This window comes from Pseudomonas trivialis (assembly GCF_036864995.1).
Lineage (GTDB): Bacteria > Pseudomonadota > Gammaproteobacteria > Pseudomonadales > Pseudomonadaceae > Aquipseudomonas > Aquipseudomonas trivialis.
Genome location: NZ_CP142151.1, coordinates 2099420 through 2114188, shown reverse-complemented (window position 1 = coordinate 2114188; position 14769 = coordinate 2099420). Strand labels below are relative to the sequence as shown.

The window sequence follows — 14769 nt, the reverse complement described above, 5'->3', positions numbered from 1 at the left end:
AGCGCCGGTTTGCCGCAACTGAACAGCAGCTGAAGAACATCGCAATCGGTTTCAAACCATTTGAAAAAGCCCCCGGGTATTTGGATGATGGCCGGCCTGCAGTAGGCCACTCAGGAACATGCCGATGATGCGTCGAAATTCTTTTGTGCTCTGCCTGTGTTTGCTGGCGGCGCCGCTGTGTCACGCTGCTGACGCGCCTGAAGGCTTTGCCCAAGGGGTCAGCGGCGGTGACCAGGCCGCCGCCGTGCACCCCGCCACCCCAGCCGAGCTGAAAAACGCCCTGTGCGACCGCTTCGATGCGCGCGGCAATTGCACCGACACCACGCCGCGCGTGATCGCTCTGGACCACTCGTTCGATTTTCGCGGCTCAGTAGTAACCGACGGCAGCGCCCGGGTGACCGAGGCCGGTTGCATGGCCAATGCCTGCCCCAAGGGCGGTGGCCAGTGGGCCATCGACGGCGCCAACCATTTTTGCCAGTCCAAACCGCCGGCCACGGTGAGCTATGACAAGGCCGGCCTGCAGCGCTTGAAGGTCGGTTCTAACAAGACGCTGCTGGGCGTGGGCGCCCATGCCGGGATCCAGGGCATGGGCTTGTTCATCGGCGGCGGCGCGCGCAATGTCATCGTGCGTAACCTCACGCTCTCGGACATCAACCCCCGCGTGGTCTGGGGCGGTGATGCGCTGACCCTGGACGATACCGATGGCGTATGGATCGACCACAACACCTTCGCGCGGATCGGTCGGCAGATGATCGTGAGCGGCTGGGGCAGCGCCACTCATGTGACGATTTCCAACAACGAATTCGACGGCCGCACGCCCTATTCGGCGACCTGTGACGGTCACCACTACTGGGTGTGGCTGTTTCTCGGTCACCACGACACCCTGACGCTGGTGGGCAACTACGTGCACGACACCTCGGGGCGTGCGCCTCACGCCGGGGGAATGGGCGATGCCGAGGTGCGTGCGCAACTGGTCAACAATGTGTTCGCCCACCTGACTTACCAGGGCGCGATCATGTCGCGCACCGCCAGCGCCCATCTGCTGGTGGAAGGCAATGTCTTCGACGACGTGTCCCACCCGCTGTTCAACGATGCCCGCCAGCCCGGCACCGCCTTCGCCCTCTTCGCCTCCGCCGCCGATAACGCCTGCCAGGCAGCCATCGGCAGGCCCTGTGTGCCGAACCAGCAGCACCAGAGTGGCGACGATTATCGGCCGCAGGACGCGGCGGCACTGGAGGCGTTCAGCCCATACCGCCAGTACCTTGTGGCACCGCAGGCGCCCGAGAAGGTGCGCCTGCAGGTGCCCCGCAATGCCGGTGCGGGCCATATGAACCTGGAGAAAAGCTGATGCGACGTCTCATGCTGATCATGCTGTGCACCCTGGCAGCCCAGGCCCACGCCGCCGGTTTCGGCTTTAGCCGCAGTGACTCGCACATCGTGGTCGACACCGGCGCCAACCTGGTCTTCAGCGTGGACACGCACAATGGAGACCTGGTCTCGATGCGCTATCGCGGCAACGAACTGCAGACCACCGAACCCAAGGCTTCGCAGATTGCTTCGGGCCTTGGCAGTGCTCAGGTGGAGGCGCGCACTGTGGGCGATGTGATTGTGATCAGCGCGCGCTCGGGAGAGCTGATCCACTACTACCTGGCCGATAAAGGGCGCGCGGCGATCTACATGGCGACCTACGCGCCGACGCTGCTGCCGGTGGGCGAGTTGCGCTTTGTAGCGCGGCTGGATGTCAGCAAGCTGCCCAAGGCACAGCGTGGCACCGACTCCAACGTCGGCACGGCCATCGAAGGCAAGGACGTGTTTTTGCTGGCCGACGGGCGCACAAGTTCCAAGTTCTATTCGGCGCAACCGATGATCGATGACCCCCTGCACGGCGTCAAAGGCCCGGGGGTGGCGGTGTACATGCTGATGGGCAACCGCGAGCTGAGCGCGGGCGGCCCGTTCTTCAAGGACATCGCCACGCAGAAAACCCCCGTCACCCACGAGCTGTACAACTACATGTTCTCCAACCACACCCAGACCGAGCCCTATCGCGGCGGCCTGCACGGCGTCTACGGGCTGCTGTTCACCGACGGTGACGCACCCGGCGCGGCGTTGACCGACCTGGGGTTCGTCGACAACCGCCTGGGACTCGCAGGTTTTGTGGGCAGCGCAGAACGCGGTGCCATTACCGGCCAGGTTGGCGGCGTGGCCCATGGACTGCCGGCAGTGGTGGGCTTGAGCAATGGCAACGCCCAATACTGGGCGCGGGCCGACGGCAGCGGGCGGTTCCAGTTGACGGGGGTGCGGCCGGGGCATTACCGCATGACGCTGTATCAGGGTGAACTTGAGGTGGCGCAGAGCTGGGTGGATATCAGCGCAGGCGCTACCAGTCAGGCGAGCTTGCAGGCACATCCGCCAGCGGGTCAGGTGAAATGGCAGATCGGCACACCCGATGGCACGCCGGCCGGGTTTCTCAATGCGCGTCTGCTGCCCTCCGCCCATCCCAGTGATGCACGCATGACCCCTTGGGCGCCCGTCACCTACAGCGTTGGCACCAGCAAGCCCGACGCCTTCCCCGCCGCGCAATGGCGCGACGTCAACAGCCCTGCGCGCATCCAGTTCGTCCTGGCTGCCAATGAGCTGCGCGCTTACCGCCTGCGCCTGTTCATCTCACTGGCCCAGGCTGGCGGGCGGCCGACGGTGAGCGTGAATCAGCAGTGGACGGCGCCGGTGCTGCCGGCCTCCAACCAGCCCCACAGCCGTGGCATCACCCGTGGGACGTATCGAGGCAACAACACCGTGTTCGACATCAATGTGCCGTCCACGGCCTTGCATGCAGGAGTAAATTCACTGGAGATTGGCGTTGCTTCGGGCAAGACGGGCCAGGGTTTTCTGAGCCCGGGCTTTGTGTTCGACAGTGTGCAGTGGGTGCAGGACTGATCCTTCGTGAATACCGAAACAATTGGACATCTAATTATTATTGACTAACTGCAACACCCAACAGCCAAAACTATATTTCGAACAAACTTAAAGTTCCGAACAAGAGTGTCGATATTAATTCCACGGGTGAAAGCGCCCACACCTGAGGAGTTGACATGTTTTTGCGAAAGCTAAATCTCGCACCGCGATCTGCTGTTTGTTTCGGTTTTTTCTGCCTGATCATTATTGCGATGGGATTGCTCGCACTCAGGCAAGCCGGACTGCTTAGAACGGCAGAGAAATATGTCGAAACCAACATATTACCCAGCGTACAACTATTGGGCCAACTGGACCGGGAGTTTGTCGCCATCCGATCCAACAACGCACGGGTGCGCAACCCGATCGAGCCCCAGGAGCGCCGGACCAAAGCGGTGAGCGATATCCAGCAATCGCGGCAGTTGGTCGATCAATACGCGCAGTCCTTGAAAAACTTTATCGTCACACCGCAAGGCCAGGAAGCGTTTGCGCAGTTGCGGGAGATACAAACCGACTATTTTAAAATCCAGGACAATTACCTTGCCTTAGTTGGCGCACAACAATTGGAAGGCGCAGTCGCCGTATCAAACGGGCCCATGAAAGAATCCGCGGACAAAGTCGAAACCGCGTTGAAAAAACTCATCAGCATTAACCAGGACAAAGCAAAAAAAGCCGGACAGGAGGCCGATGACGTTTATGAGCAAACACTGATGATCGTCGGCGTGTTCCTGCTCCTGTCGATAACCGCCTCTTTACTGTTGGCCTGGCTTTACACCCGCAGTCTCACAGTGCCGATCAATCAATCGCTGCTGATGGCCCAACGCATTGCCGCCAATGACTTGAGCCAGCGCATCGAGGTGGACGGCTCCGATGAAGCGGCGCAGCTGTCAAAAGCCATTGCCACCATGCAATCGAATCTGCGTGATGCACTGGCGCTGATCGGCGACTCCTCCACGCAACTGGCGGCCACCGCCGAAGAAATGCACGCAGTGACCGAGGGCGCGTCGCGCACTATCCAGCGGCAGAACCATGAAATCGAAATGGCCGCCACCGCCGTCACCGAAATGACTGCAGCCGTGGAAGAAGTCGCAGGCAACGCGTCCACCACCTCCGAACTGACCGCGCAATCCAGCTCGGCCGCCATCGCGGGGCGCAATCAGGTGAACGACACCGTCGCGGCCATCAACCTGATGGTCGCCAACGTGCAGTCCACCTCCGGTGAAGTGCAAGTGCTGGCGACCATGGCCAACGACATCAGCAAGGTGCTGGACGTGATCCGGGCGATTGCCGAGCAAACCAACTTGCTGGCCTTGAACGCCGCCATTGAAGCCGCGCGCGCCGGTGAAGCCGGTCGTGGCTTCGCGGTGGTGGCCGATGAAGTGAGAGCCCTGGCCCATCGCACGCAGAAATCCACCCAGGAAATCGAGCAGATGGTCAGCTCGATCCAGACGGGCACGGGCAATGCGGTGTCGTCGATGAACCAGACCAGCGCTCAAGCCAGCCAGACCCTGGACATGGCCAATGGCGCCGGAAAAGTGCTGGGCGACATCACCGACTCCCTGAGCCAGATCAACGAGCGCAACCTGATGATTGCCACCGCCGCCGAGGAACAGGCCCAGGTCGCGCGCGAAGTGGATCGCAACCTGGTGAGTATCCGCGACCTGTCCAGCGAGGCCTCCGAAGGCTCGAACCAGACGGCGATTGCCACGGCCGAGCTGACCAAGCTGGCGACCGACCTCAATCAACTGACCCGCCAGTTCAAGCTTTAGGCCGGGTCGCCAGCCGGTTGCAGCCGTACAACAGCATGCCCAACAGCAGCAGCGCGCCGCCCCGCAACCAGGTGTCGAGGCTCTGCTGGCTGAGCAGAAGCAGGCACGACACAATCGCCAGCACCGGCACCCAGGTGGGCACGCGAAAATGGTCGACGTCGAGGGTGTCACGGCGCAGTACCAGCACCGCAAGGTTAGTGCTCAGAAACACAAAGAGCAGCAACAGCACCACCGTCTGCGCCAAGGCCGCCAGCGTGCCGGTCAACGTCAATGCAATGGCCACCAGGCTGCTGGCGATGATTGCCACCCAGGGCGTACGCCGCTTGGGCAGCACCCGCGACAGTGGCTCGGGCAGCAGGCCCAGGCGGGCCATGCCGTAGGTCAGGCGGCTGGCCATGATCATGGTCAACAACGCGCCGTTGGCCACCGCCACCAGGGCAATGAACGCAAACAGCCTGGGCGGGATGTTCAAGCCTGAGGCGCGCACCACTTCCAGCAACGGTGCCGAGGTCGCCATCAGTCTGTCCATCGGCAGCACGGTGGACGCGGCGACACCTACCGCCATGTAAACAATGCCCGCCGTCACCAGCGCGCCGAACAGCGCGCGCGGGTACACCTTGCGCACGTCACGGATTTCTTCGGCGAGGTTGGCCGATGTCTCAAAGCCAACGAACGAGTAGAACGCCAGCAGCGCCGCGCCAAGCACGGCAAGCATCGGGTTGATGCCGGGCTTGAATTCGAACGCGCGGCCCAGGTTGGCTTCGCCCGCCTGGAAACACCAGGCGGCCGCGACCACCACCAGCAACAGCCCGGACAGTTCAATCGCCGTCATTAGCATGTTGGCGCCCAGCGACTCCTTGATTCCGCGCGCATTGAGCAGCGCAATCACCACCAGAAAGATCAGCGCAGCCAGATGAGGCGAGATATCGATGAACGCTGCCAGGTAGTCGCCGGCAAACGCCAGCGAAAGCCCGGCGGCGCTGGTCACCGCTGCGGCGAGCATGCTGAAGCCCACCAGAAAGGAAATCAGCGGCGACTTGAAGGCCTTCTCGGCGAACACCGACGCGGCGCCCGCGTGCGGGTACTTGGTCACCAGCTCCGCGTAGGAGCCGGCAGTGAGCATGGCAAAAAACAGCGCCACCAGCAGCGGCACCCAGATTGCCCCGCCCACCTCGCCGGCAATGGTGCCGGCCAGCGCATACACGCCAGCGCCGAGCACGTCACCGAGGATGAACAGAAACAGCATCGGGCCGGTAATGGCCCGGCGCAGGGACGGTTTGGAGCTACTGGAGGATTGGGTCATGGGCGGCTCTGGCGGCAGGTGATGAAGGCATCCTTGGTGGAGGACTGTTGCCCAGTTGAAGTTCCATCAGGATGGCGAAGCTGTGGCCAAATGAGGCTCGCTCGTGCAGTTCGTCGCCTCACCTCGCGCACCGACCACATTACGACTACTGTATGGATGAACAGTAAAAAAGCACCTCACTTAAGGACAAGTATCATGACCGACGATCTGAAGCAGTCAGGCTCCAGCACCACATCGCAGACCACTGTCTCACTGGAACAGGCCAAGGCCGGCAGGGTGCTGGAGTTCACCTGGGCCCCCAACGCCAACACCACCACCACCATCCTCTCGGCAGACTGTGTCGACTATCGGGTCGACACCTCCCAGGGCAGCCCGACGGGCAACAGCCACTCCATTGCGCGGCTTACCTACGTGCAGGGCAAGGGCGGCGGCCAGATCGGCACGCTGTACCTCGAAGAACTGCGCACGGGCGTGCGCGCCAACACCCAGATCGGGCTGATGGTCGGTCGCAAATGGGTGTTTGACTCCGATGCCGACACCGCCGGCAGCATCGGCACCTATGTGGTCGAGCAATTTGATGACATGCGCGCCAGCGTCAATTACGTGGGCGCCTTCGCGCGCGTCTTCGCCGACCCCAGGATGGTGACCTACCACGCCGGTGGCCACGTGCACACCAATACCTCGATCACCGGCAGCCGCCCCCTGACCATGGCCGATTCAGGCAAATCGATTCTGGTCATCAGCAACACCGACGTCACCCTGACGATAGGTGAGGAAGTGACCGAAGGATTCAAGGTGACGCTGATCCAGGCCGCCGCCGGCAAGATCAACCTCGCCGCCGCGGGTGACCATACGCTGTACAGCAACGCCGGCAGCCGCATGAACACGCTCAATCCACTGGACGAGCTGGAGATCAGCTCCTTTCCCGCAGGCCCGGTGTTTCTGGCCTTTCGGGTCAGGCCTGCGGCGTAACGGTCGGGGGCGCCCTCGCAACTCTGCGCGGGCGCTCCCGCTGTTCAGCTCCCGGTATTGATGCCGGCCTCGCCATCAAGCTCTACCGACTTGACTCCGGGTATGCCACGCAACCTTTGTTCAAGTTGGCCGGGATCATCTGACTTCGACGCCCTGACGGCAAAGCCGCCAAGATTGTCATACGTGAAAAGGATCTTTGCGCCGGCTTTATTGATTTCACGCTGGACCAGCGTGCGCTTCAGGTGGGTATTGCAATCACACAATACGATAAACGTTGACTGCACGTGTGACGAAGGCGTCTTGATTTCCGTCGCTCCAGCGTTGAGCGACGAGACGGACAACACGCCTGCGATCAAGAATAAAAGCCGATACTTCATAGCCGTAGCACTCCATTTTAAATACTGTTCGGCCCCTCGGAAAAAGCCAGGCGGGACGCGATCTATAGTTTGAACCGCATGACCCTCTGATTAAGCTCAATCGCCAGGCGCGAGAGTTCATGGCTCGCCGAGTTGGTCTGAAGAGCACCTGCCGATGTCAGCAGTGACAAATCACGGATGTTAACCAGGTTGCGGTCAACCTCTCGCGACACCTGGGCCTGTTCTTCGGCGGCGCTGGCAATCACCAGGTTTCGTTCGCAGATTTCGTCAACGCTGCGGGTAATTTCCTCCAATGCTTGCCCCGCACTGCGGGCCACACCCAGCGTGGCCTGGGCGCGGACACTGCTGTTTTGCATTGACGCGACCGCCTGGCTGCTGCCCTGCTGTATGCCGCTGACCATTACCTCGATTTCCTGAGTGGACTGTTGCGTGCGATGAGCCAGCGCCCTCACCTCGTCGGCAACGACGGCAAAACCTCGACCCGCTTCACCGGCTCGAGCAGCCTCGATGGCCGCGTTGAGGGCCAGCAGGTTGGTTTGCTCGGCAATGGCGCGAATCACCTCCAGCACCTTGCCAATGTCGCGCGTCTGACCGGCCAGGCTGCCCACTTGCTCGGCGGTGACCTCGACATCGGTGGTCATCTGCTCAATGGCATTGACCGTGTCCTGCACGCGCTGACGGCCTTGCATCGCCGCCACACTCGACTGTTGCGACGCGGTCGAGGTACTCACAGCATTGCTGGCCACTTCTTCCACGGCGGCGGTCATCTGATTGACGGCTGCCGCCGCCTGCTCGATCTGGTTGTTCTGCTGCTCGAGCGTACTTGAGCCTTCCTCGGTCACGGCGTTGAGCTCTTCGGCGGCCGACGCCAATTGGGTCGCCGAGCCGGAGATATGCTGCAAGGTATCGCGCAGGTTGGTCTGCATAGCGGTCAAGGCCTGTTGCAGGCGAGTCACCTCGTCACGGCCCTGAATGTTCACAGTCTGGGTCAGATCACCTCGGGCTACGTCTTCGGCTGTTCGTAGGGCGTCATTGAGGGGCCGAATAATGCTTCGCGTCAGGATAACGGCCAGTAACGCGGTCAGAACGGCCGTCAATATCAGTACTGCGATGATGACGTTACGTGCCGTCAGGTAGTTGCTGGAAGACGCCATCACCGCAGCTTCTGAATCCTTGCGGTTATCCTCCAGCAGCCAGTCAACCAGTGGCGCCATTTGGCTTGAGTACTTCTTGAGATCCCCTTTGATCAAAGCCCGGATCTCATCTTCACGGTTGGTCAGCGATGCCTTGCGCAGTTCATCCTGGGCCTTCACATAATGACCAAGTGCTTCCTTGAACTGGCCAAACCTGGCCGTTTCTTCATTGCCATTGAGCAGCGGCTCGTAGTCATTGACTATTCGGTTTGCTTTTTTAGTCAACTCTTCGATCCGCGCATCAGACTTTTCAATATCCGCCTGGCCTGCGCTACGGTTGACCAATACCGCATAAGACATGGTGCGAAGACGCGCTGTCGTGTCCGCCAACTCTCCCAGAAGGCGAGTGGGCGCCAGCCCGCCTTTAACGATGGACTGGGTCGTGTGATACAGGTCAGCCATCTTGCCCAGGCTCATTACACCGAGGAACAGTACAAGCAAGGCCATGAAGGCAAAAAAGAGTGAGGCACGCGGCGCGATACCAAGATTACGAAGCGTCATGATGGGTCGACTCAATAGGATACAGGCCAATAGCGAATCAGCGGGAGTCGGTTGCGAGAGCCGCTATAAGCCTTGAGCTCTAACGACCTCCCCCCGCTGCTGCACGCAACGTCTCCTGCCGTTGGCCTTACATGAAGTTATAGGTGTAATCGAAAATAAGGCGGGTTTGATCGGTATTGGATCCCCCCGAGCCGTCGCCTCGATACGCACCGTGTCGCAGCGTCGCGCTCAGGTTTTTCAGCGGTCCTTCCTGCACGGTGTAGGCAACACGCATGTCGCGTTCCCATTCAGAATGATCACTGCCGTTTTTCACGTCCTTGATGTCATCACCGTGCAAGTAGGCGACGCTCATTTTCAAACCGGAGATGCCCATGGAAGCGAAGTTGAAGCTGTATTGGCCGAATGTCGTATTTTCCCCTGCACGGGCGAACTGATTGATCATGCTGTTGGTGAACAGATAGAAATCCGACCCGCCCTGTCCCTCGTTACGCCCACGGCTGTCGGCGATGCTTCCATTATTGACCCACACAAACCCGCCATCATCACTCACGCGCTGATGACCGACCATGATGGAGTGACCACCTAGGGCATAAGTAAACATGGCACTCCATGTCTTGTTGGAAACCTCACCTGCATCTTTTGCGTAACCACCATTGTTGTTGAAGCGATAACCCACCTGGCCATTCTTGCCATCGGAGTTGCTATCGAAGTAACGCAGGTCGGTTTTCAGGGTTTGATCATTGCCAATCGGCACCAGATAAACCAGGCCGAGGAAGGTTTGATTGTAAAAATCCTTGAGTTGAGAGTGATAGGCTTGAGCGGTCAAGTTCCTGGTAATTTTCCAGTCGGCTCCCGCGAACTGGAAACTGTTGGAGTCCTTTGTTGCGCCGGATACAGACAGCCCGGAACTATTGCTGGAGGCGCGACCAACAGCGTCCGTGATCTTGCCAACGTTCAGCGTTACATCATTGAGTACTTTGGAAGTTAACATACCGCCCTGAAAAGTCTGCGGCAGCACACGACTTTCGCTGGCATTGAGAATCGGCAGTTCAGGACTTAGCGCATTGCCCACCTTCAACGTTGTATCGGCGAGTTTGACCTTCACGTTGGCGCCCGCGCGACTCCAGGTCTGTTCGGCAGAGCCATCCGAATCGCTTGGCGAAAACGTGTTTTTATCCGGATGATGCCCCCTGCCCCCGTCCAGATGAATCCCCGTGAGCACTTGCGCGTCCACGCCCAGGCCAATGGTGCCTTGGGTATAACCCGACGCATAATTGAAGAGCAGTCCCTGGGCGGCTTCCTTCTGATCCGCACCACCGGCGCGGTTGTCGTTATTGAAATACATGGTGCGCGAGCTGATGCTTGCCTTGGATCCAGAGATAAAGTCGCCTGCGCCTGCTGCTTCGCCGGCATATACGCTGAACGAAGATACGTTGGCGAGCGCAATGGCCACCGCCAGAGTTTGCTTGTTCATACTGCCCCCAAATAGTGTGCCAACGAACGTGGCTTATTAACACCGCAGCGATAAGCGGCGCTTTTTTATAGTTGAATGGGTCCGCGGGCCAGCCCATCAATGATGTTCACTGACGGGCACCCCTGATATTAATGAAACGCTGGAACTTTCTGACCTGTTGACTACCAGTATCCAAACGCGGAGCGTCTTATTGACGCGCTAACTCATGGAGCGCTATCAAAAGACTCTTTGAGTCCACGCTGGTTATTTAGCGCCCGTGATGACCGGACAGGTCTTGGGTGTCGGTTGATCAAACAACACAGCCATCCCGCAGTTGGATGTAAACATTTTCAAATTATCGTGGCCGACGCCTGGCACCATGACCACCTTCTGTTTCAAGTGCGCCGGGTGCCGCTTTTTCATGTAATCGAAATAAGCGCGTCCTCGTGCGAGCCGATAAGGCCCTTGCGACATACCCGCGCATGACCGATCGATGAAGTGCTTGTAGGGGTCTGTGTCTGCCTCACCGAGCAGGTAGACGACATTGCGCGCGGCATAGTCGGACTCCAGCGTTTTCACATTCTGCGATGACACATACTCGGGGCCGTCTTTGAGTTGATATTTCCATTTCGTCGCTTCCGGGCACGCACCGCCGGCAAGAGCCTGGATGTCGGGGCGTTCGTCACTGAAGTACAAATAGCTGGATGGATTGGCAACCACGTAGCGAAGATCGATATGGGCACGCGTCAATATCGGATCGGCGCGCCCCACTACGGCATAACGTTGCAGGATCTGCGCGCCGGCCGAGTGCCCCATCAACACCACGCTGGACAGCGCCGGGTACAGACGTTTATCGGCAAAATGCTCGAGCAGCGCGTCAAGCGCCGCGAAGGAACTCAGGGGCACAGGCCCGACCGCCGCCTCTCCACCTTTCCAGCCCTCCTGCGTCCACGCCAGACTCCGGGCAGGCAGCGAGAAGGCTTTCACATCCGGCGCCGTCAGAAATTGCGGGGCAACCATCATTGCCCCTTTACCCAACGACCCAGCGCCCGCGAGGATCTGTTGACCCGTTGCGAAATAGGTGTCGGCGTTTCTGAGCGTGCCATGTATGACGATAAACACTTTCGTGACGTCCGGCGCTACCGCGTTGATATCGCCACTGGCAAACACCGGAATCACGCCTTCGCCGCTCGATCCACGGACCAGCAGTTGCTGATTGCCTACTTTTTTAACCGGTTCATCCAGTACGGCGTCGGCGTTGGCAATCACCGCTTTGGGCGGTAACTGCTGACATCCGTACAGTGCGATGGACAAGGGGACACACAGCAGAACACCTTTGGCGTTCTTCAACGTTTTTATTATTTTCATCATTGCGCTCCAGGTTGAAGGGGTCTTCATCACAACATCAACATTCATCAAAACGCTCAGGTCGTTGCCTCCTGAACGTGCAACCGATCCTCTGCGGCGTAGATCGCCGTATGCAGCCCGCCCTCGGCATCGCGCCAGGCGCGGTACATGCCGGGTGTATTGAACACCAGCGCGGTGTCACCGTTGGGGGCCACGGCAACCACGCCGCCGTTGCCGCCCAACGCTTTCAGCTCACCCAGCACCACCTGGTCGCACGCCTTGCGCAGTCTGGCGCCGGCGTAACGCATGCGTGCGGCGATGTCGTGGGCGACGGCACATCGAATGAAAAATTCGCCATGCCCGGTGGCGGAAATGGCCGCGCTGCGATTGTCGGCCCAGGTGCCGGCGCCAATCAGCGGCGTATCACCGATGCGTCCGTAACGCTTGTTGGTAATGCCGCCGGTGGATGTCGCCGCAGCCACCTGCCCGCTGCGGTCCAACGCTACCGCCCCCACCGTGCCGAACTTTTTCTCGATACCGCCGGGTTCCAGGCTGAGCGTTTGCGGGTTCATGCGCTGGGCTTGCCATTGCCTGCGGCGCAGTTCGGTGTCGAACCATGCATTGTCGACATGCTCCAGCGCCTGGGCAGCAACGAACTGGTCGGCACCGACGCCGGACAACAGCACGTGGTCGCTGTGCTCGAGCACCGCACGCGCAGCCTTGATGGGGTTGCGCGCAAAATGTATCCCGGCCACGGCGCCCGCTTCACGGTGGTCGCCGCTCATGATCGCGGCGTCCATTTCATGATCGCCCTTGTCCGTGAATACGGCGCCTCTGCCCGCGTTGAACCAGGGACACTCCTCAAGTTCCACCACGCTGGCCTGGGCGGCGTCGAGCGCGCTGCCGCCCTCCTCCAGGATGCTCAGTCCGGCCTTGAGCGCGCTCAGCAGACTGGCGTGCACAGCGTTCTCGTCTTCGGCGCTCAAAACACCCGCTTGCAGGACGCCGGCCCCGCCGTGCAACGCGATTGCGATAGGAGATGTCATGCCGGCTGCGCCCCATGGTTCAGAATCTGGTTGAGGAAGCGCTGCGTGCGTGGCGACTGCGGCGAATGGAAAAACTCGGAGGGCGGCGCCTGCTCAATGATTTCTCCACCATCCATGAACACCACACGGTCGGCGACCTTGCGGGCGAAACCCATTTCGTGGGTCACGCAGATCATGGTCATGCCGTCTTCGGCCAGGTCGGTCATCACCTCAAGCACTTCGGCGATCATTTCCGGGTCCAGTGCAGAGGTCGGCTCATCGAACAACATGATCCGTGGCTGCATGCACAGTGCGCGCGCGATGGCGATACGTTGCTGCTGGCCGCCGGAGAGTTGCGAGGGATACTTGTTGGCGTGATCACGCATCTTCACCTTGTCCAGCAATTGCAAGGCGCGCTCGATGGCTTCGGCCACCGGCACACCCAGGTTGGCCGTTTGAGGAAGGGTGCAGTTCTTCAGCACCGTAAGGTGCGGAAACAGATTGAAGCTCTGGAAACACATACCCACCTGACGACGCAACTGCTCCAGACGCTTGCCGTCGAGTGCCTGGCCCAGGACTTCGATCGTGCCCTGCTGGTGCTGCTCGAGCTGGTTGATGCAACGAATGAGTGTCGACTTGCCGGAGCCCGAAGGCCCGCAGATCACCAGCTTTTCACCCGGTGCCACCGACAGTGAAATATCGCGCAGCACGTGGGTCTGTCCGTACCACTTGTTGAGGTTTTCGATACGCACGACAGGGCCGACATCGGTGTGATTGGCAATGTTCATGAGCGGTCATGCTCCAGGTTATTTTCGAGATGGCGGGCATAGCGCGACAACGCGAAGCAAATAATGAAGAAGTACAGGGCGAGGAAGATGTAGATCTCGTGGTCATGCCCCGCCCATTCAGCCGACGCGGCCGTGCTGCTGGCGATGCCGACGATGTCCAGCACGCCGACAACCATCACCAGCGTGGTTTCCTTGAACAGGCCGATAAACTGGGTCAACAGTGGAGGAATGGTCTGCCGGAGTACCTGCGGCAGGATGATGTGCCCCATGGTTTTCCAGTAACCGAAGCCCAGCGCCTGCGCCGCCTCGTATTGCCCCTTGGGCAGACTCTGCAAGCCCCCGCGTACGGTTTCGGCCATGTAGGCCGCGGTGAACAGAATCAGCACCACCTGCACCCGCAGCAGAATGTCGAACGCCACGCCCGGCGGCAGGAACAACTGGATCATCAGCGATGCCATGAACAACAGGCTGATCACCGGTACCGAGCGCACCAGCTCGATGTACAGCACGCAGAGAAGGCGGATGACCGGCTTCTTCGAGCGCCGCCCCAGCGCCAGCAGAATGCCCAGCGGAAGCGCGAAAATCATGCCGATGGTGCCCAGCATCACGGTCACGGTCATGCCGGCAAACTGCGTTGACGAAACGCCTGGCAGACCTGCCCCGCCCTTGAGCAGCCACCACATCAACAGCGGCAACATCACCAGGTACGCCAGCAAGGCACGGCGGTCCAGACGCTTGAAGAACAACAGGACGAACGCGCCGACCGCCAGCAGGAATGCCAGGTTGACTCTCCAGCGCTGAGCTTCCGGGTAGAAACCGTAAACGAAGAGATTCCAGCGCTCGATGACCGGCAACCAGCAGGCGGCGTTAGGGTTGCAGGCGTCGCGGGTGCTGCCGACGAACGTCGCGTCCAGCACCAGCCAGTTGAGCGCCTTGGGAATGCACCATGCCAGCAGGGCCAGCACCAGCAGGGTCAGCAACGAGTGGCCGACACTGGGGAACATCGACTGGCGCACCCAGCGCCAGACGCGCACTGAGAGGGTCGACTGCGGTGGCAAACGCACCGGGACGATATGAGTCAATTCGTTCATG

At 60.2% G+C, this 14769-nt stretch carries 12 protein-coding genes and 1 pseudogene; 4 read left to right on the top strand and 9 right to left on the bottom strand.

Annotated elements, in window-relative coordinates; translation table 11 throughout:
• Positions 1 to 124: 124 nt before the first annotated feature.
• The 3 genes from VRB54_RS09490 to VRB54_RS09480 all read left to right on the top strand — a co-directional run bounded on the left by VRB54_RS09490 (position 125) and on the right by VRB54_RS09480 (position 4718).
• On the top strand, positions 125 to 1348 hold the full coding sequence (locus VRB54_RS09490) for a pectate lyase (protein ID WP_338480541.1): 1224 nt from the start codon (positions 125 to 127) through the stop codon (positions 1346 to 1348).
• Positions 1348 to 2934, top strand: a complete 1587-nt coding sequence (locus VRB54_RS09485; RefSeq protein WP_338480540.1) for a rhamnogalacturonan lyase B N-terminal domain-containing protein — start codon at positions 1348 to 1350, stop codon at positions 2932 to 2934. Before VRB54_RS09490 ends, VRB54_RS09485 begins: the two co-directional genes overlap by 1 nt.
• A 155-nt stretch (positions 2935 to 3089) precedes the next feature.
• Positions 3090 to 4718, top strand: coding sequence for a methyl-accepting chemotaxis protein (locus VRB54_RS09480; RefSeq protein WP_338480539.1), 1629 nt, complete (start codon positions 3090 to 3092; stop codon positions 4716 to 4718).
• On the opposite strand, the gene VRB54_RS09475 is transcribed toward VRB54_RS09480, so the two are convergent.
• Positions 4708 to 6021, bottom strand: a complete 1314-nt coding sequence (locus tag VRB54_RS09475; protein WP_338480538.1) for an APC family permease — start codon at positions 6019 to 6021, stop codon at positions 4708 to 4710. The two genes, VRB54_RS09480 and VRB54_RS09475, sit on opposite strands and share 11 nt — an antisense overlap.
• A 195-nt stretch (positions 6022 to 6216) precedes the next feature.
• On the opposite strand from VRB54_RS09475, the gene VRB54_RS09470 reads away from it, so the two are divergent.
• Positions 6217 to 6993: a hypothetical protein gene (locus VRB54_RS09470; protein ID WP_338480537.1), complete on the top strand. Its 777-nt coding sequence runs from the start codon at positions 6217 to 6219 to the stop codon at positions 6991 to 6993.
• Positions 6994 to 7037: 44 nt separating this feature from the next.
• Here VRB54_RS09470 and VRB54_RS09465 read toward each other — a convergent pair whose 3' ends face one another.
• The 8 genes and pseudogenes from VRB54_RS09465 to VRB54_RS09435 form a co-directional block, all read right to left on the bottom strand.
• Positions 7038 to 7370, bottom strand: coding sequence for a hypothetical protein (locus tag VRB54_RS09465; RefSeq protein WP_338480536.1), 333 nt, complete (start codon positions 7368 to 7370; stop codon positions 7038 to 7040).
• Positions 7371 to 7432: 62 nt separating this feature from the next.
• Complete coding sequence (locus VRB54_RS24520; RefSeq protein WP_422396096.1) at positions 7433 to 8296, bottom strand: methyl-accepting chemotaxis protein; 864 nt, start codon at positions 8294 to 8296, stop codon at positions 7433 to 7435.
• Positions 8288 to 9064, bottom strand: a pseudogene (locus tag VRB54_RS24515) (MCP four helix bundle domain-containing protein); the annotation flags it as partial. The pseudogene VRB54_RS24515 and the gene VRB54_RS24520, both read right to left, overlap by 9 nt.
• Before the next feature lie 127 nt (positions 9065 to 9191).
• On the bottom strand, positions 9192 to 10538 hold the full coding sequence (locus VRB54_RS09455) for an OprD family outer membrane porin (RefSeq protein ID WP_338480534.1): 1347 nt from the start codon (positions 10536 to 10538) through the stop codon (positions 9192 to 9194).
• A 243-nt stretch (positions 10539 to 10781) separates the two neighbouring features.
• Positions 10782 to 11933, bottom strand: coding sequence for an alpha/beta hydrolase (locus VRB54_RS09450; protein ID WP_338480533.1), 1152 nt, complete (start codon positions 11931 to 11933; stop codon positions 10782 to 10784).
• An 8-nt stretch (positions 11934 to 11941) separates the two neighbouring features.
• Entirely contained in the window at positions 11942 to 12910 is a 969-nt protein-coding gene (locus VRB54_RS09445) for an isoaspartyl peptidase/L-asparaginase (protein ID WP_338480532.1), read from the bottom strand.
• Positions 12907 to 13677, bottom strand: coding sequence for an amino acid ABC transporter ATP-binding protein (locus tag VRB54_RS09440; protein ID WP_338480531.1), 771 nt, complete (start codon positions 13675 to 13677; stop codon positions 12907 to 12909). Before VRB54_RS09440 ends, VRB54_RS09445 begins: the two co-directional genes overlap by 4 nt.
• Complete coding sequence (locus VRB54_RS09435) at positions 13674 to 14768, bottom strand: amino acid ABC transporter permease (RefSeq protein WP_338480530.1); 1095 nt, start codon at positions 14766 to 14768, stop codon at positions 13674 to 13676. Before VRB54_RS09435 ends, VRB54_RS09440 begins: the two co-directional genes overlap by 4 nt.
• Position 14769: the final 1 nt, after the last annotated feature.